Here is a 17,755-nt window from a genome sequence, read left to right as displayed (position 1 = left end):
TAACCGATCATCATCGGCAACGGCGGGGCTAGAGTGCACCGATGGATCCCTGCGCACCAGTGGTGAAGCCGTACGCGCCGCTGCCGGGCTCGGCCATCGGCCTGGTCACACCATCGAGTTCCGTGAACCGCTATCCGCGCCGTTCAGCGCGAGCTCTGCAGGTGCTGACCGGTCTTGGTTTTCGGCCGGTCCCCGCCCCGCATGCGTGGTGGGACGACAAGGAGCGGCCGACTCCCGCAGCTCTTGCGGAGGACATCGCATGGTGCTGTCGGCACGAGGAGATCTCGGCGATCCTCTGTACGACCGGCGGCCTGCGCTCCGCCGAGCTGCTCCCCCACCTCGACTTCGACCTGTTGCGGGCCGCCCGTAAACCGCTGTGCGGGTTCAGTGACATCACATCCCTGCTGCTCGGGGTGTACGCCCGTGCGGGCATCGTGACGTTCCACGGCCCCAGCCTCGTCCCGTCGATGGGTGATGCCGACGGCATCGACCCGTACACGGCGGATGGCCTGCTGGCTTCCTGGCGTCCCGGTGGGTCCCGGGTGCTGCGCCCACCCACCGCGACATCCGCGCATTCACCGCGCTGGGAGGTGGAGGACCATCGTCCACGGTCTCGGGTACCCGCGGGGCCGTGGCGTGCCCTGACGCCCGGTGCCGGGCGCGGACGGCTGGTCGGCGGCCACCTGAGCACGGTAGTGGACCTGCTCGGTACACCGTTCTGCCCGCGGACAACGGACTGCCTGGTCTTTCTCGAGACGAACGAGTCCGAAGTGGAGGTGATCCGGCGGGAACTGTCCACGCTCGCCGCGGCCGGGTTCTTCCGCGACGCCGCGGGCCTGGTGTTCGGCCGTACGCCGAGCGCCGACCGGCCGGACGAACTGGACCGGTGCCTGCGGGAGCTGGCCGACGACCATGGCCTTCCCGCACTCACCGACGTCGACCTCGGCCACACCGTGCCGATCACGACAGTGCCGATCGGCGTCATGGCCACGTTGGACACCGCCCGGGCGATGCTGCGCCTCGACGAGACCGCGGTGTCGGCGCGGAAGACTCAGCGAGTGCAGGACAGCGTGACGATGTCCTCGGGGACACCGCCGAGGCGAACCTTGTAGTCCTGCGCGCCCTTGAGGAAGTCGAAGACGAGCCCCTGCGCAAGGGTGTGCTCAGCCAGGTGGGAGACGAGGACGACTCCCGGAGCGAGCCCGTTGCTCGAGGCACTGACCGTCGAGACGTCGTACGACATGTTGTAGAGGTACTTCGTGCGCCGGTGTGTCAGCACTATCGCGGAGGCGACGGCGCGGTCGTCCTGTGTACGGAGTTCCACCACGTGCGCGGCGTCTTTCGGAGCCAGTTCCTTGACCAGGTTGCGGACGAAGTCGCCGTACTCCGTCACGAAGTCGCTCATCGCCGGCGTCGCCGACGCCTTCCAGGCCAGCAACTGCTCCAGCGCGCCGGACCAGGTGTCCGGGGTGGAGGTGACCATCTCCACCGGCCCGATCTCCTCCTCCAGGCGCTTCCGCTTGCGAAGGACCTCTCCTCGTCTCTTGGAATTCAGCAGTCCGAGGTAGCCCTCCGGCGCCGACAGGATGCGGGGCGCCTGGTCCTGGACCCCGACCTCCGCCTGCGGCGCTCGCCGGCGGAAGGCGTCGATCAGCGCCTGGGTCAGGGGCTCGCCGGCCGGGAGCCCGGCAAGGTGCGCGCGTTCCCACCGCGGCTCGTCAAAAGCCAGCCGGACCACGGCGTCGGCCACGGCATCCTCCCAGCCGTCAGCCACGGCCGGGCCCATGTAGTCGACGACATCCCGTCCACCGGCAAAAGACAGAGTGCCGTCGTTCAATTCGAAGGCACAGACACCGATGATTTCCCCGCCGTCCACGAAAGTAGCGGCGTGAAACTGTGAGGATGGATTTTTCGTGGCGGTGTCGCGCCACCACGTCAGGAGAAATCGACTGTCTTGGAAAATGGAACCAGTCGTGCCGACGAATTCGTCCCACGAAGGATTACCGAGGACCTCATCGCCGCGCCCCCAGACTATGTCGACATTGCTCATGCCCCGCACATTCCCTTTCCTTGCCCAGATGTGATCGTCTGGCCGCGGCTGCAGCTCAGCCGATGTGGAGGCCGGGCCCCGGCTACGGTACCAAGGCGGCGATCACCGCACCCGGCGCAAGTCGAGCCGTGGCCTCGCCAAGGCTTCCCGCTCCGGTCCGGCTTCAGTCCCCCCGCGGTCGCTCCTCCGAGAAACTCCGTGGCGGCCCGGGGCCGGGAGCGAGCCTGACGGGTCGTCAAACTCGCACCGGCATGTCGGGCCAGATCGCATGTGGTTAGCATGGACGGGTGTAACTGACGTAGAGTCGGTCGGCCGGACGGGGGTCCTGGATGCCTTACGCCCGGCCAGTGTAGTTTTCCCTACGCGTAAGGAGTTCACCGTCGTGGTCGAGGCCGCTGCCGATACCTCTGTACCGGTCGTCGGGCCAGTGTCCGAGATGGACTACTCGAGCTTCGTCGGCCTGATCCGTGAGCGGAACCGGCCCTCGGGTGGCGTGCGGACGGTGCAAGAAGTCGCGGTCCAGGCCCGGATCGGATCGGACAGCCGGGTTCTCGAGATCGGGAGCAACACCGGATTTACTTCGGTCAATATGTCACTGCTCACCGGAGCGTCGGTGATGGGCATAGACGTCAACCCGAATTCGGTCGCCGAGGCGGAGTCGTACGCCCGGTTGCACGGGCTGTCCGACCGGGTGCAGTTCCAGGTCCAGGACGCCCGGGAACTCGCGGTCGAGGATGCTTCCTTCGACGCGGTCTGGGTCAGCAACGTGGTCTCGTTCGTGGCCGACAAAGCCCGGATGCTCGACGAGGTGACCCGCGTGGTCAAGGTCGGCGGCACCGTGATCGCCGTACCGATCTACTACCGACGCCGGCCGCCGCAGAAGATCGTCGACCAGGTGTCCGACGCCATCGGAACGCCTGTTGACGTGATGAGCAAGAGCGACTGGCGCGCATTCTACGAAAAGGCGCCCGGTCTCGAGCTCTACTACGAGTCCGATTTCGCCTACGACCTCATCGACGATCAGGACGTCGAGCGGTACTGCGACGGCCTGATGGACAAGGAACATCTCGCGTCCCTCGATCCCGGTGTGCAGGAACAGATTCGGGACCGGATGGGTTACTTCATGCGCCTTTTCAACGAGAACCTCAGTTACGCCGGCTTCTCCGTCATGCTTCTGCAGAAGCGGGTGGAGCGGGACGAGGTCGAACTCTTCACCAGCCATTCCGTACCGCTCCTGCCCAAGGAATGATGTTCGTGACCAATCCATCGGCCGTCGAGCAGCTGAGGCAGGGCCTTTCGCTCTACAGCACGCTGTCGCGCACCAGCACGCACTTCACTCCTGCCGACGGCGAAACGGTCCGGATGTACGTGTGCGGGCCCACCGTCTACAGCGCCCCGCACATCGGCAACATGCGGACCTACCTGTTCGCCGACATCGCCCGCCGGGTCCTGCGTTTCGCGGGCTACTCGGTTCAGGCGGCCATGAACATCACGGACGTGGGCCACCTGACCAGCGACGCGGACAGCGGCGACGACAAGATGGCGAAGGCGGCGGCCGCCGAGCGGGCCACCGCGTGGGAGGTCGCGGAGAAGTACACGCAGATCTTCTTCGCGGACGCCGGCCGGCTGAACATCCTGCCGATGGATCTGGTCCTGCGGGCCACCGAGCACATTCCCCAGCAGATCGCGCTGATCCAGCGGCTGGAGGACAAGGGTGTCGTCTACCGGACCAATGACGGTATGTACTTCGACACCTCCTTCGTGCCCGACTACGGCAAGCTCACCCCGAACGACACCCGTGAACACCTGCGCGCGGGCGAACGGGTGGCGATGGGAGAGAAGCGTCACGCCACGGACTTCGCCCTGTGGAAGTTCTCCCCGCCGGAGGCTCCGAAGCGCGACATGGAGTGGCCGTCGCCCTGGGGTGTCGGCTTCCCCGGCTGGCACATCGAGTGCTCGGCGATGGCGATGGAGTACCTGGGCGAGTCGCTGGACCTGCACCTCGGCGGCATCGACCACATTCCCGTCCACCACACCAACGAGATCGCGCAGAGTGAGACGGCGACGGGTGTCCCGTTCTCGCGTTGGTGGATGCACGGCGCCTTCCTCACCCTTGAGGGCGAGCGCAGGATGGGCAAGTCCGAGGGCAACAAGATCACCCTCGACACGCTCGTCGAGGAAGGCTTCGATCCGCTCGAATACCGGTACCTCGTCCTGCTGAGCCACTATCGGAGCCCGCTGTCGTTCTCGCAGACCGCGCTGGAACAGGCCGCGAACGCCCTGCGACGCCTGCGCCACCGGGTCGTCGCTTGGAAGAAGTCCGTCGGCGACGGGGAGCTGCCGGACCTCCCCGACAGCCCGTACCTCACGCGATTTGTCGAGGCTCTGGCGGAGGATCTCAACATGCCGCGCGCCGTCGCCGAGTTGTGGCAGCTCGCCAGGGATCCCGATGTCGACGACGCCACCAAGCTGAGCCTGGTCCTGGCCTTCGACGAGGTACTGGGGCTGGATCTGAAGTCCGCCTCGAAGGAGCCCACCGACATCCCCAACGCGGTGGTCCGGCTCGCGCAGGAACGGTGGGAGCTCCGTTCGGCGAAGCAGTGGGAGGAGTCCGACAAGCTGCGCGACCAGATCCTGGCGGCCGGCTACAACGTGCAGGACGGTCCCGAGGGATACGAGCTTGTTCCCCTTCACGACTGATCTGCCGACCGGCTCGGGCGGGCCGGCCGACCGGGCCCTACGGCAACTGCGCCGAGCGGCGTGGCCGTCGACGGCCACGCCTTCGGCCGTGGTGGAGCTGGACCGTATCGCCGACGGGGTGGGCCTGGCCCGGAAGGCGCACCCCCGCATACGGGTCACCTACGCCGTGAAGGCCTCCTACCACCGGCCGGTCCTCGACGCCGTGCGTGCGGCGGGGGCGGGCATCAGCGCCTTCTCCGAGATGGAAATGTCCCTGGCCCGCTCCGCGAGGTTCGCACCGTCCGACATCGTCTACAACGGTGTGGGCCGTGAGGGTGCGGGGCTCGCCGCCGCGGTCGACGCCGGCGTCACAGTCAACCTGGAGTCGCTCGCTGAACTGCACGGCCTTCTCCGAGCCCGGCGCGCGGACGCGCCGGCCGGCCGGATCGGTTTCCGCGTCAATGGTTCCGTGCCGGGCGAGAGCGACACTCTCGGCAAGTACGGCGTCCTCGGGCTTCCCGTCGCCGACCTGCCGACGGCCGCGGACCTGCTCCGGGGGTCCGGCCTGACTCTCGGCGGCGTCAGCTTCCATCACTTGGCCAACCAGCTCGACGGCGGCGCTCACCTCGACGCCCTGGACCGGCTGATACCCGCGCTGGCTCCATTGTCCGGGCATCCTGCCGTGGCTCTGGACTACGTCGACGTGGGCGGCGGGCTGGCCGGCCGGCTGGAGGTGGACGACGAGAGCGCAACGGCGATGTTTCGCGCGCTCGCCGACCGGATCGACGCTGATCTCGACTGCGCCACCATCCTCGAACTCGGCCGGTTCCTGGTCGCCGACGCCGAGTCCCTGCTCAGCCGAGTGGTGGACGTACGGGCGAGCGGCAGCGTCACGGTCGCGATCCTGGACGCGACGACGAACTACCTGATCCCGGCGCCGGGCCATCGGTTCCGGGTGGAGCGGCTGGAGCCGCTCGCCGAGGGCGAGACCCGGGCGCCGGTGCGGTTCGTCGACCGGCTCGGCAGCACGATCTGTGAGAACCGCTGTGGCCCACTCCGGCCGGGCGCCCTGGTCGGCGTACTCAATGCGGGCGCGTACGCGGGCGTGATGAAGGAGCACTTCGTCTATCCGCTGCCTGATGTGTCCTTCGTCAGGGACGAGACGGTCGTCGCCACGTCACCCGCCGGCGGGGACGAAGCCGTGCGGGCCCACCACCACTGGCCCGAAGGGTGACCCGGTTCACGGCCGTATACGGCACCAAGGGCGGCGTCGGCAAGTCGACGATCGCCGTCAACACCGCGTACGCGCTGAGCGACCGGGGCGCCTCCGTCGGCCTGGTGGACCTGGACCTGTCCGGCCCCAATGTCCAGAATCTGGTGGCAGGGCTCGTCGGCCGGCCACCGGCCATGGTGGACTTCCGTGTTCGTCCCGGCAGGTACGGCGGGGTGGACATCGCCGGGCTGGGGTTTTTCGTCCGCCCGCAGGAGGCGGGACTGCTCAGCGGCAAGTACCTTGAGGGCGCTCTGACGCAGATCCTCTTCCACGACGTGTGGCAGGCGTACGACCACGTCATCGTCGACATGCCGCCCGGCTTCGACGACCTGCACCGCCAGGTCTTCACCCGCCTGCCCATGCGGGTCGCCCTGGTCACCACGCCCCATGTGCTGTCCACCCAGGACCTCGCGCGCGGCCGTCGGCTGCTCCACCAGCTGAGCCTGCCGGTCCTCGGCTACGTGGAGAACATGAGCCACTTCTGCTGTGAGTTCTGTGGTAGGTCCTCACGGCTGTTCGCGCCCGCCGGCGACGGCACACTGGACGATATCGACCTGCTCGCGCGCGTACCGTTCGCGCCGGAGTCACCGGACCTCGGAGCGTCCGTCCCGCTGGTACTCACGGAGGAGCCTGCCGCCGCCGAGTTCCGCCGCGGCATTCAGGACATCGCCCGGCGCATTGACGAAGAGGAACGGCAAGGATGAGCACGGACGCGAAGCCGCTCGACACATCGATCGGTGTGATATCGGACGACCAACTCGCCAGGGTGCAGGCAGCGTTCGGGTTGAAGGACCTGCTGGTACTGCCGTTCTTCTCCCTCAACAAGTCGATCATCGACCTGCGACGGCGTACGGAGACGGCCCGCAAGGTCTTCATCGAGTCGGAGCAGGGCGTCCTCTTCCTGAAGGAACTGCCGTGGTACTGCTCATCGGTGGAGTTCGCGGCATTCCAGACGGAACTCCTGTCCCAACTGCACGCACTGGGCGCCCCGGTGGCCCGGCCGCTGACCACGTGCTCGGGCCACAGTTTCTTCCATGACCGCCGAACCGGCTCCATCTTCATCCTCCAGCCGTATGTCGAGGGCCGGAGCTGGACCGGCGGTGACGGCGAGGCGAGGGCAGCCGGCCGAGCACTGGCCGGGCTGCACACGCACGCGGGGCAGACAAGGATGAAGGGCTGGCCGGGGATGCGTGACGCGTTCGTCGGCGCGGAGAGTCTGGTGAGCCTGCTCCAGGACAGCGCGGAGCACCCCGAGCCGGTACGCGAGGAGATCCACGACTTCGCCGGACTCGCGCTGGCCGTCATCGAGCGATGCCGTACCGAGGCGTACGCCGCCGGATACGGAGCCGAGGTACTGCCGGTCCACGGCGACTTCAATCCTTTCAACCTGATCTTCGGAGAGACGCGGGACAGTGCCGAGACGGTCGTCGGGGTCGTGGACTTCGACAACGCCTGCCTCGACGACCGGGCCCACGACCTTGGTGAGTCCCTGGTGCGCTTCGGCTGGGTCAACTACCGCGGCCTCAGTTCGGCCTACGGAGCGGTCCCCACCGGTTTCGACCGCAGCGCGGTCGCTGCCGTCCTGGCCGGATACCGCGAAGCCGACGAGGCCTCGGCAACGGCGGCCAGGCCCCTGCTTCCCGCGGTGATGACCGCGGTGGCCCTGGAGTTGGCGGCGATCGGTCTCCTGTCGGCGTACTACACACACAGCGATCTGCCCGCCCTCCGCCGCAACGCGGAGGCACTTCCGGAGATGGCCGCCGAGGCCGTCGCCTCGGTCTGGTAGGAGCTCGACATGTCACACCCGCTGTTGCTCTCCATCGACGGAATCGACGGGTCGGGCAAGTCCACGCAGGTCGGCCGGGTCGCGGCGGCGTTGTCGGCGGCCGGGGTCCGCGCGGAAACTGCGGTGGTGGAGGCGTTCGGCGCTCGCACGGTCAATACCTTGGCCGAGCAGCTGACCGGGGACCCGCACGCCTACCATCCGGCGATACCCGTCGAGCTGCGTGAGTGGGTCTTCGCCTGCGACATCGCGTACTTCACCAAGACGAGGTTCCCACCCCTGTTCGATGAGGGCATCACCGTTGTGTGGGACCGTGGGCCGCTGTCCTACCAAGCCTCCGCTGTCGCGTACGACGGCCTCTCCGACTGGGTCGGCCGGGCCCAGTCGCTCTACCCGCGGCCGCACCGCACGTATCTGCTGGACCTTCCAGCGGATACGGCGGTGCGGCGACTCAAAGAACGGGCCGGAAAACGACAGCGGACCGATGAGTCCGTGGACCTCCTCCGCAGAGTCCAGGAACACATGCTGGTGATGGCGAAGAACCGGCCGGACGTCGTGGTCCTGGACGCGACGCGTGACCCCGATGAGATCACCGCCCAGATCCTCCGCGACTGGCTCACCAGCCGACCAACAGCCGACTGACGATCAGACCCAGGAGCGGTTTCCGGCGATGCGGGGCATCACATGGAGGTCCCGGATGTCGTCGTGTTGCAGGACCCAGAGCAGGAACCGCTCCAGGCCAAGGCCGAACCCTGCGGTCTCCAGCGGATAGTCGTCCTTCATCCGGACGTACCAGGTGTAGTCGGACTCCGGTATCAGGTGGTCGGCGAGCGCCTGACGAGTCTCCTCGCCGTTGATGTGCCGCGCACCGCAACCGGCCACCTCACCGATGCCGAGGAGAAGGTCGGCGCTGTGCGCTCGGCCCCGCTCGTCGACTCGCTGGTAGAACGGCACCGTGAGGGACGGCGGCGAGGCCAGCCACACAGCGCCGCCGAAGTGCTCGATGAGTACCTGCTCACCGCGCCGTGTGATGGCCGGGGCGTCGGGCACCTTCAGCGTGAAGGCGTTCGATCCGAGGAGGTCGTGCGCCTCGTCGTAGGTGATGCGCGGGAATTCCGATCGCTTGAGGAGTTCCTCCAGGTGGTCTGTGGTGCCCGCGCACCTCTCGACCTGAGTGCCGACCGTCCCCTGCAACAGTCCCTCGGTCAGGGCCCTCACATACGCTTCGACCAGGCTCATGACTTCTTCCTGTCCGCCGCGGATCTCCGCCTCGGAGTGGAAGAACTGGTTGAGATGCGTCGGGTCTGCGTCCTCCCCGCGGAAGGTCGGCATGACGTAGTACGCGCCCTCCAGACCGTGACGCAGCATGAACTCCAGCTGGAACTGCATCGAGTCGGCCAGGTAGGTGCGTTCGCCCAGCAGGTCGATCTGCACCGGCAGGCTGTCGCTGCCGAGCCCCATCGGGCTGGACACCGAGCTGACCGTGACCGGCATCAGCACGGGTGAAACGTTTCGTGACTGGTAGAACGCGCTGGTGCTCTCCAAGACAGAGGCGTTGACAGCAGTCACGATCCGGTACCACGGATGCTCCGCGGCGGCACTGAGGTGGGCTTCCGGATCGGCCCACAGACCGGGTGGTCGCGTCCGCTCCTCCCGTGACCGTGCTGCGCCGTCGTCTGGCGAAGCGTCGAGCAGGTCGCTTCCCTGGCTCACGCGATGTCCTCCTTGTGGTGGTCGATTCCTCTACAGACCTCACCGGTCTGTCGGCGATGAGGGGATGTGTCGATCCCCTTGAGAAAGGGTCAGATTACACACGCCTGTTGGGCGGAATGTTGGCGGTATCGCCACCCCCGCCGCTGAGTTGAGCATCTATCAGAGCTAGGGTAATTTTCAAGATCGGCGCGATGTCCCCGGTTCGCCAGCAGTAGCGCTGACGTACCGTCATAATCCCTTTGCCCCCCACCGCACCGACGCCGAAGCGTCGGCACGTCCTGACATCCGGAACCCCGCGCGGAGGGCATACGCAGCCTGGCCAACCAGGTATGGCGTGCGTCGTAACCTGGGCGGCGGACGAAGAGCCCAGCCCCTCCCCGGGCAGGCGGCTCGGGAGGGGTACGCCGCACCGTCCCTGGCTCAACATGCTCAAAGCGTGCTGTCCCCCCATGGAACTGATGACCAAGTCGGCCCAGACACACGCGATTTGGCAGGCACTTCGCCACTAGAATCGCGGTGAATTGTCCTCGGTGGCGAGCGGGACAGCTCACCTGAACAGAGAGGTGCCGATGGCGTGTCCAAGAGCATGATGAGCAAGTCCGTTACTGACAGGTCCCCTCACGTGTGGTCGACGGATGAAGTGATCGGCGTGCTCGTGACCTGCCTGCTGGGCCTTACCTGGGGCCTTGGCGCACTGGCTTGGGTATCGGGAGGCCTGGTCGCACTGGCCACCCATGGCTCCTGGCCGGACCAGCCGTTCTCCGCTTCGTTTTCGCTGCCCATCCGGCTGGCCGTGCACTGGGACGAACGCACGCTCGCGTGGCCGGCCGACGACCGGTCCATACTGGGGCCCGACTGGTGCTTCTGGTCGGGCTTCTTCATCCTGGTCGTCGCGGCAGGGACCGTGGTGACGATGGCGGTTACCCGGATCTCCCGTTCACTGGCCCAGTACCGTCGCACACGGCCCGTCAAGGCCCGCAAGGAACAACGGGACAAATCATCCATATGGGCACGGCCCGCAGATCTCGAATCCCTGGTGGTCCCGGACAGGAACACCCTCACCGGGCGGGTCTACCTGGGCGAGCTGGCTGACAAACCGTCGGTCAAGGTGGCGACTTCGCGTTACACCTCGATAGCGGTCATCGCGCCAACGGGTTCGTCGAAGACGGTGAAGTATGTCGTACCGACCATATTGACCTGGCCCGATTCCATCTTCGTCACATCCACGAAGAACGATGTCGCGGACCTGACACTGAATTATCGAGGCGAGGGGCTCGACCGACCGGTCTATATCTTCGACCCCACGGGGGAATGGCCGGAACATCAGCGTAAGTATCTGTGCGCCTGGTCACCACTCATGGCGATTCATGACTTCAGCGACGCCGACAAGGTCGCTCAATGGCTTTCCGAGGCGGTGATGGAGGGCGCCAGCGCGGACGGGGCGGTGCGTTACTTCATCAACCTGACCCAGATAGCCCTGGCGCCGATGTTGTGGATCGCCCGGAAGACCAATAAGTCGATGCTGGATGTCGCGGACTGGAGCGGCTACAAGGATTTCGAACGGATCGAGGCACTTTTCGACGAATATGAAACCACCATAACGGACTCGGCGGCCAAAAAAGATCTGGCGTTGGCCCGTCGCGGAATGAAGGCGACTCAGGGGCGCCATTTCAAGGACCTGGGGTTCATCTTCGCCAATGCAGACCTCATCCTCAAGCCGTTCGTGTCCGCGCAAATGGCGCCGACAACGGACATCAGGTTCGATGAGAACGGGAAGCCGTACAGCCCTTTCGGGCGCCAGGTTCTGGACATCGAGCACGTACTGGACACGGGCGGCACCATCTATGCCGTCAGTGACGAGGAAGAACAAGAATTGCTCCGCCCGGTATTTCAGACGGTGGCGAACTCTTATCTCCGGGCGGCCCGGAAGCGACAGCAGCGACAGGGTGCCGGCCCGCTGCTGAATCCTCCGCTGCTCTTGCTCGAAGAAGCCGCCAACGTCGCACCGTTGCCGACTCTCGACAAGATGGCTGCAACCTATCGTGGATTCGGCATCGTCATCATGTCGATCTGGCAGGACGAATCACAGATAGGCACGCTCTACGGCACGCGGGCCCCCACTGTTCTCGGGAATCACACCACGCGGCTATATCTGCCCGGATCCTCGGACGACAGTACACTCGACCGGCTTTCCCGACTGATCGGCGATCAGTCCGTCTCACAACTCAAAATCGGGTACTCGTATCAAGACTCGCAGCAGAACAATGATCGACGGATAACGGTTACCGACGGCATCGAGGACATGCGACTGGCGCCGATCGAGTACTTGCGTACCTTGCCGAAGGATGTCGCCATCGTCTTGTCCGGCAATCTTCCGCCCATCAAGGTGACAGCGACGCCGTGGTTCAAGGACCCGGAGATGCGCGCACGCATCGGCCCGGAAATGTGCGAGAAGTACGACCGCGCTTTTGGGTGAGCCACGCAAGTGAGGTTGCAGGGTCAGGAAGGCGACACCGTACGCCCTGGCGAACGCCGGCCTTCCCGTCCCTGCCCACCGAGTGAAGAGTCCGCCGACGGGAGACGTGGCTCGGGCCCTCTTCCGACGCCCCCCAACCGGACGGACCGATTCCCAGCCGCGATCACCGGTGCCCCTTCACCCTTGCTTCGGCCGGCGACGAGCCTGTCCACGGAACGGATCGACCCGCTTCCGGCGTTGCCGTGTCCGATGCCGATGAACTCGCTCGACCACCGTGGCGCTCCCGTGCCGGCGCAAGGCTGCCACGAGCGCCGTGAGAACCGGGTTCGTACCGAGCGATCGGGACCGCCCGGGTGTCAGGGTGACCCGGCCGTCCTTGTCGACCTCGGCGTCTCCGGCCGCGATCAGCAGGCGTACGGCCACCTCGACGGCGTACCACTCCTGCTGTGCCGGCGCGCCCTCCCAGGAAGCGCCGAGCCACCAGGCCGCCTGGATCGGGTCCACATCCGTGCCCTCGCCCTCCTTGAGGAACCGTCGCTCGGACCGCGTCCGCTTGCGGAAGGACACGAACAGCGCCCCGTTGAACCCGGCGTACGCCAGCAGCCAGCCGGCGATGATCCACGCCCTCTCGCTCATGTCAGCCGCCCTGTTCCCCGCCCGGCGACCTCCGACGGCTCCGCTCGACTCGTGAGGCGGTCTCCTCGGAGGTCCTCCAACCGGTCGTTGGGCTGGTGCGCCTGCCGGTCCTTCCTCGCTTGAAGGAGGGCCAACCCCTCTACCACAGCGGCTTGTTGTAGGGCAGCGCCTGTGGGCCGGGCGTGTGCCGTGCTGCCACCGGGTGTCCCGGCAGGTTCGGGTTCGGGGGCGCCCGTCGTCCCGGCCCGGCTCGCAGCGGGCGTTCATTGATCGCCGGCCCCGCGCCGCGACAAGGCGGGGCGCCTGACCACGGCCCGGCGCCCCGCCTTGTCGCGGCGCGGGGCCGTGGTCAGGCGCCCGCGACGTGGCCGGGCCCGGGGCGGGCGGGGCACGCGCCGGCAGGTGTCACGGAGTCGACGCCGTACGGGGAACTGCTGGCCGGCACGGCCTGGTTGCCGCTGTCGTGATCGTCCGACGTCGAGGTGAAGGCGACGTCCAGGCGGGTGAGCCCGCGGAAGTTGAGGCTGCGCTGCCACTGCGGCGCGGTGCCGTCGAGCCGCAGGCCGGGGAGCCGGGTCAGGAGTGCCTCCAGGACGATCGCGCCCTCCAGCCGGGCCAGGGCCGCGCCGAGGCAGAAGTGCGGACCGTGCCCGAAGGCCATGTGCCGTCCGCCGGGCCGTTCGAAGTCCAGCACATGGGGATCGGGAAACACGGCCGGATCCCGGTTCGCGGCGCCGCCCACCAGGAGCACGGTCTGTCCTTCGGCGATGCTGCGGCCCGCCAGGTCCAGGTCGTGTCGGGCCCGGCGCAGCATCAGCTGTACCGGGGCGTCGTAGCGCAGGAGCTCCTCGACGGCGGCGGGCATCAGATCGGGCCGGCCGCGCAGTTGGTCGGCCGCGTGCGGGTGACGGAGCAGGGCGAGGGTGGCGTTGCCGATGAAGTGGGTGGTGGTCTCGTGGCCGGCGATGAGGAGGAGGGCGCAGTTGGCGAGGAGTTCGTCGAGGTCCTGGTCGGTGTTCTCGGCCTGTGCGCTCACCAGGGCACGCAGCGTGTGAGGGGCCGGCGGGGTGTCGGGGCGGGTGAGGAGTTCGCGGAAGTAGGCGAGCATGTCCGTCATGCTCCGCGAGGCCTCGCGGTTGCGGTCGGCGTCCAGCCGGGAGTTGCCGATGGCCTCGGCGACCGGCTCGGACCAGGAGGCCAGGGCGGGGCGGTCCTGGTCGGGTATGTCCAGGAGGTCGCAGATGATGGTGAGAGGCAAGGGGCGGGCGAGGTCCGCGACGATGTCCATCCGCCCGGTCGGCGCCGCCCGGGTGATGATCCTGTCGACGGCTTCGCCGATCCGGCCGCGCAATGTCTGGACTGCCCGAGGGGTGAAGGCCTTGCTGATCAGGGCCCGTAGCCGCGGGTGGTCGGGGGCGTCGTTGTAGAGCATCTGCCTGCTCAGAACCTGGGCCAGCGGCCGCAGTTCCTCCGAGACGTCCTCGATGTCGGGATAGCGCACCGAGGACAGTCCCGGGGCATCCACCGCTTTGCTGACCACTGCGTGCCCGGTCGCGACCCACGCGCGCAGGGTGCGGTCCCAGAACAGGTCGTCGGCGCTCCGCAGCTCTTCGTAGAAGTCGTAGAGGCGCTCTTGGACTTGCGGCCGAAAGGCTCGCAACAGCGAGGTGGGGGTGCTCATCGGCCCAGGCTAGGCGGTCCGCGGATCCGGGCCGGGGCCGAGGAGTCACCTGGTCACGAGTTAGGTAGGCGATTGCGTACTTTCACCGAAGCCCTCGGACCGAGCGTGCGGAAGCGTTGCCACCGGGCCCTGGACACCGCCGGGGTGACCGAGTGGAGAGAACGCGGGGTGAACGGTGCGAGTACGGTGCGCTGCGGCGGCTGTGTGGGTGCTTTCGATGGCGGTGCTGAGCGCGTGCGGCGGTGGGACCGAGGGCTCTGGCGCCACGACGGGGGAAGCGCCCTCCCGGGCGGCCGCGTCGACTTCCGCGTCGGCGCAGAGCGAAAAGCCCCAGGCGGCGGCTGAGCCCCGGACATCGGCCAAGGCCCTGAGTGACGCCCAGTTGCAGTCCGCTGTCCTGGTCGACGCGGATCTGAGCGCGTTTCAGATGTCCGAGGAGATGGCGGGTATGCCGGCTCCCCAAGGCACTGCGAAGCGGATATCCCCGGCCAAGTGCCAGCCGCTGCTGAACATCGCCGAGGGCAAGCTCGAGCCGCAGGCGAAGGCGTTCCGGTACAGCGTTGCCGTGGGGTCGTCGGCATCCGGAGAATCCGCCGGCCAGATCGGGGTGGAGATCAAACTCTTCGCCCTTGACCAGGACGGCGCCGAACACGTGCTCGCGCAACTGAGAACAGCGGCGAAGAGTTGCGCGGGGTACGAGAACGGCGGGTACCACGGTGTCGCGGCGGCCGTCGCACCGGACGCGGGCGACGAGGCGGTGGCGTACAGGACGTCCGCGGCGGGCTCGATCCCGATCTGGACCACGGTCGTACGCAGCGGCGCCACCGTAATGGCCTTCGGCCACTACACGGCCGAGCTGCCTGATGAGGTGCTGTCCGCTCAGATCTCCAAGATCGAGCAGGTCGCAGGTTGAGCGTCTTTCGAAGATCATGTGTGGTCTGGGGGGTCCATGAGGCGCCGTCGTGAGCAGTCGTGCCTTCTGACAGTTGCGCTCCTGTTGAAGTGGTACGTGATCGGACACCTCCTCCTGGTTCCGGTCGTCGTTCCCGGGTTCATGGCCGCGCAGTCGCCTCCGCAGCACGTCGGCGGGGCTGCGCTTCCGATTCTGGCGGGGATCTCCCTGCTGACCGCGGTCGTTGTGGCATGGGTGGCCGGCCGTGGCCAATCCTTCCGATGGTGGCTGCTGCTTGCCCGTACTGCCGTGCTCCTCGGTCTCTGCGCGGCAGCGGTGGCGTTGACCCGGTCCCAGGTGGAGCCAGGGGCGCTGCGCGCGACGATGGAGGAACCGGCGGACCCGTATGCGAAGTGGATGGTCACCTCGATGCTGGAGATTCCGGCCGCGGGGCTCACGGCCATGGTGTTCTTCCTCGTCGTGCGGTGGTGGGGCCGGAGGTACTCGGCGCTACCACCCCGGGGCCGCCAGTCCGCGGACATGCCCGGCCGGCCGAGTCGGCCGATCATGCCGGAGCCGGGCGAGATATGGCTGGCCATGGTCCCCTACCGCGAAGGGACCGGGGAGGAATCCCAGCACTACTGCGTCGTGGTGAGCCGCCACGAGCGCCATGCCGGCGTCCTCCAGATCACCAGCCAGAACAAGGACGCGCGACGCGACCACATCCGGATACCCAACGACGGGTGGGACGAGGTCTCCGGCAAGGACCACTGGATGGAAATCGGCGTTCCTCTCCGAGAGGTGCCGTACGAGAAGTTCCTGACGGTCAGTCCCCAGGGCCGGTGCCCCGCGACGACATGGGAGCAGATCCGGGCAGCGCACGCGACGGAGTTCGCGGACCAGCCCGACCAGCCGGACCAGCCGGAACCGGCCATGGTTCCGGAGCCGCCGACAGGATGGAGAAAGCTGACCCGGCACGTGCGCTCCAGCTCAACGCCTTGAGGTGGACGGGCCAGTGCCGGTGGTTCAGGGAAACCACGCAACCGCATACGCAACCCTCGCCCCCCAGCGTCATCACCGGCTCTGATCGTCGTAAGCGGCGGCTACGGTACGAGCCATGACGGGAACGGACGACGACCTCTTTCACGTGGTCAGCCCTGCGCACGGCGCTCGGACTCTGGAACAGGTCGCGAGGATCCGCGCCCTGCTGGCCGAGGGTGTCGACGTATCAGCGCCTGATGAGCAGGGTGCCACCCCTTTGCACCGGGCGGTCCAGGCCCCGTACCAGGACAGGGACCCGCTGCCGTCGCTGGAGGTGGTGCGTGCTCTGCTGGAGTCGGGTGCGGATGTGCACGCCCGCGACCGGAGCGGGATCACGCCCGCCGCCCGGGCCGTCCTGCTCAACGACACCGCACCGCAAGCCGCCGTCGACCGGTCGGTGGCGGTACTGGAGCTCCTGGTCGAGCACGGCGCCCGCCTCGACGGACCCTGCGGGGACGTCATGGGCGGTTCGTTCGCGCACCACAGCACCACCGCCGCCCCGGTCTACGCCTTCCTGCTCGACCACGGCGCGCCGACGACGGCCACCGACAGCCTCGGCAACACCCCCCTGCACGCCACCGTGAGCTCGGCCCGGCCCCAGCTGGTGGAACTCCTGCTCCAGCGCGGCGCCGACACTTCCGCCGTCAACCGACTCGGACAGACACCGCTGGGTATCGCACTGAACCTGGACCAGTACAACGACCACCAACGACGCGCCCGGTCGCAGATCGTGCCCCTGCTGGAAGCGGCAGGGGCACCCGCACACATCCGCTATCCCCGCACCGAGGGCGGACCGCTGCCCATCGACATGCGCGCCGTACGCCGGGCCGCAGCGGAACTGCGCGCCGAAGGCGAGGACGACGCCAAGCTGCAACGGCACCTGGACGAGACGTACGACAGCTACCAGCACTTCATCGACGCACTGAAACGCGACTGCGGCCCCAACGGTTTCGTGTGGCTACTGGAACTCTGCCGGAGAGTCCTCGGCGACACGGGCACAGCCCGGACCCTGGTGGGCGAGCAGGAAGTGCGCGCTCCCTTCTTCCACCACGGCGACCTCGCCGTCAAGGGAAACCTTCAGGTGATGCGCTCCTTCGTGGTCACCGGCTCCCTGACCGTCGAGGGCTGCCTGGCGGACTCGCGCCCCGCCTCGGGCATCGTCATCGGCGGAGACCTGACGGCCCAGGCGGTGTACACCGATGGCGACATGCACGTCAGCGGCGACATCGAGGCGGACATCGTCTACGGCCACTACAACGACCACACCCTTGAGGCACGCACCATCCGGGGACGTCTGGTCATCGCGGACGACCACGATGTACAGGCCGACGTGGAAGCGGAGCACCACTTCGACATCGACGACTATCAGCAGGGGTACGGCGAAGGCGTGCAGGAGTACCTGCGTGCCCTCCTGGTGGACGAGGTGTTCACCAAGGACGACGGGGACGACGAGGCCCAGCTGGACCCGGGCACGCTCCTCTCCCGGCTGTGGGAAGGAAAGCCCGTCTTCCGTCCCGCTGACTGACCGGCC

General features: G+C 67.4%; 15 protein-coding genes. 11 read left to right on the top strand and 4 right to left on the bottom strand.

The window, feature by feature from the left end; translation table 11 throughout:
• The first annotated feature begins 41 nt into the window (after positions 1 to 41).
• On the top strand, positions 42 to 1,112 hold the full coding sequence (locus H4687_RS25870; protein WP_078907611.1) for a S66 peptidase family protein: 1,071 nt from the start codon (positions 42 to 44) through the stop codon (positions 1,110 to 1,112).
• Here the strand turns inward: H4687_RS25870 and H4687_RS25865 are convergent.
• Positions 1,052 to 2,050, bottom strand: coding sequence for a GNAT family N-acetyltransferase (locus tag H4687_RS25865; protein ID WP_143685414.1), 999 nt, complete (start codon positions 2,048 to 2,050; stop codon positions 1,052 to 1,054). The two genes, H4687_RS25870 and H4687_RS25865, sit on opposite strands and share 61 nt — an antisense overlap.
• Positions 2,051 to 2,432: 382 nt before the next feature.
• On the opposite strand from H4687_RS25865, the gene H4687_RS25860 reads away from it, so the two are divergent.
• Genes H4687_RS25860 through H4687_RS25835 form a run of 6 tightly spaced genes read left to right on the top strand, consistent with a single transcriptional unit; the run spans position 2,433 to position 8,427 of the window.
• Positions 2,433 to 3,299: a class I SAM-dependent methyltransferase gene (locus H4687_RS25860; protein ID WP_046914422.1), complete on the top strand. Its 867-nt coding sequence runs from the start codon at positions 2,433 to 2,435 to the stop codon at positions 3,297 to 3,299.
• 5 nt (positions 3,300 to 3,304) lie between these two features.
• Positions 3,305 to 4,750: a cysteine--tRNA ligase gene (gene cysS / locus H4687_RS25855; protein WP_199813400.1), complete on the top strand. Its 1,446-nt coding sequence runs from the start codon at positions 3,305 to 3,307 to the stop codon at positions 4,748 to 4,750.
• Entirely contained in the window at positions 4,731 to 5,963 is a 1,233-nt protein-coding gene (locus H4687_RS25850; RefSeq protein ID WP_078907609.1) for a diaminopimelate decarboxylase family protein, read from the top strand. Before cysS ends, H4687_RS25850 begins: the two co-directional genes overlap by 20 nt.
• Entirely contained in the window at positions 5,960 to 6,706 is a 747-nt protein-coding gene (locus H4687_RS25845) for a P-loop NTPase (RefSeq protein ID WP_050399549.1), read from the top strand. Before H4687_RS25850 ends, H4687_RS25845 begins: the two co-directional genes overlap by 4 nt.
• Positions 6,703 to 7,788 (top strand): phosphotransferase enzyme family protein, encoded by a 1,086-nt coding sequence (locus tag H4687_RS25840; RefSeq protein WP_046914419.1) that lies wholly within the window; start codon positions 6,703 to 6,705, stop codon positions 7,786 to 7,788. The genes H4687_RS25845 and H4687_RS25840 overlap by 4 nt, the downstream gene beginning before the upstream one ends.
• A 9-nt stretch (positions 7,789 to 7,797) precedes the next feature.
• On the top strand, positions 7,798 to 8,427 hold the full coding sequence (locus H4687_RS25835) for a dTMP kinase (protein ID WP_046914418.1): 630 nt from the start codon (positions 7,798 to 7,800) through the stop codon (positions 8,425 to 8,427).
• A gap of 3 nt (positions 8,428 to 8,430) precedes the next feature.
• On the opposite strand, the gene H4687_RS25830 is transcribed toward H4687_RS25835, so the two are convergent.
• A complete protein-coding gene (locus tag H4687_RS25830; protein ID WP_233443768.1) occupies positions 8,431 to 9,354 on the bottom strand; it encodes an amino acid--tRNA ligase-related protein in 924 nt (307 codons plus the stop codon).
• Positions 9,355 to 10,072: 718 nt separating this feature from the next.
• Between H4687_RS25830 and H4687_RS25825 the strand changes: the two genes are divergently transcribed.
• Positions 10,073 to 11,974 (top strand): type IV secretory system conjugative DNA transfer family protein, encoded by a 1,902-nt coding sequence (locus H4687_RS25825; protein ID WP_046914417.1) that lies wholly within the window; start codon positions 10,073 to 10,075, stop codon positions 11,972 to 11,974.
• Between the two features lie 177 nt (positions 11,975 to 12,151).
• Here H4687_RS25825 and H4687_RS25820 read toward each other — a convergent pair whose 3' ends face one another.
• Both H4687_RS25820 and H4687_RS25815 read right to left on the bottom strand, forming a co-directional pair.
• On the bottom strand, positions 12,152 to 12,610 hold the full coding sequence (locus H4687_RS25820) for a hypothetical protein (protein WP_046914416.1): 459 nt from the start codon (positions 12,608 to 12,610) through the stop codon (positions 12,152 to 12,154).
• 349 nt (positions 12,611 to 12,959) lie between these two features.
• The gene (locus tag H4687_RS25815; protein WP_046914415.1) at positions 12,960 to 14,291 is read right to left on the bottom strand and encodes a cytochrome P450; all 1,332 of its coding nucleotides are present in this window, start codon (positions 14,289 to 14,291) and stop codon (positions 12,960 to 12,962) included.
• 217 nt (positions 14,292 to 14,508) lie between these two features.
• Here H4687_RS25815 and H4687_RS25810 point away from each other — a divergent pair, with 217 nt between their 5' ends.
• The 3 genes from H4687_RS25810 (at position 14,509) to H4687_RS25800 (ending at position 17,749) form a co-directional block, all read left to right on the top strand.
• The gene (locus tag H4687_RS25810) at positions 14,509 to 15,204 is read left to right on the top strand and encodes a hypothetical protein (RefSeq protein ID WP_159026120.1); all 696 of its coding nucleotides are present in this window, start codon (positions 14,509 to 14,511) and stop codon (positions 15,202 to 15,204) included.
• Positions 15,205 to 15,288: 84 nt separating this feature from the next.
• Positions 15,289 to 16,185, top strand: a complete 897-nt coding sequence (locus H4687_RS25805) for a phage holin family protein (protein WP_159026119.1) — start codon at positions 15,289 to 15,291, stop codon at positions 16,183 to 16,185.
• Between the two features lie 115 nt (positions 16,186 to 16,300).
• Positions 16,301 to 17,749 (top strand): ankyrin repeat domain-containing protein, encoded by a 1,449-nt coding sequence (locus H4687_RS25800; protein WP_050399544.1) that lies wholly within the window; start codon positions 16,301 to 16,303, stop codon positions 17,747 to 17,749.
• Positions 17,750 to 17,755: the final 6 nt, after the last annotated feature.

Source organism: Streptomyces stelliscabiei (assembly GCF_014873495.1).
GTDB classification, from domain to species: Bacteria; Actinomycetota; Actinomycetes; order Streptomycetales; family Streptomycetaceae; genus Streptomyces; species Streptomyces bottropensis.
This window is presented reverse-complemented; position numbering and strand designations above follow the sequence as displayed.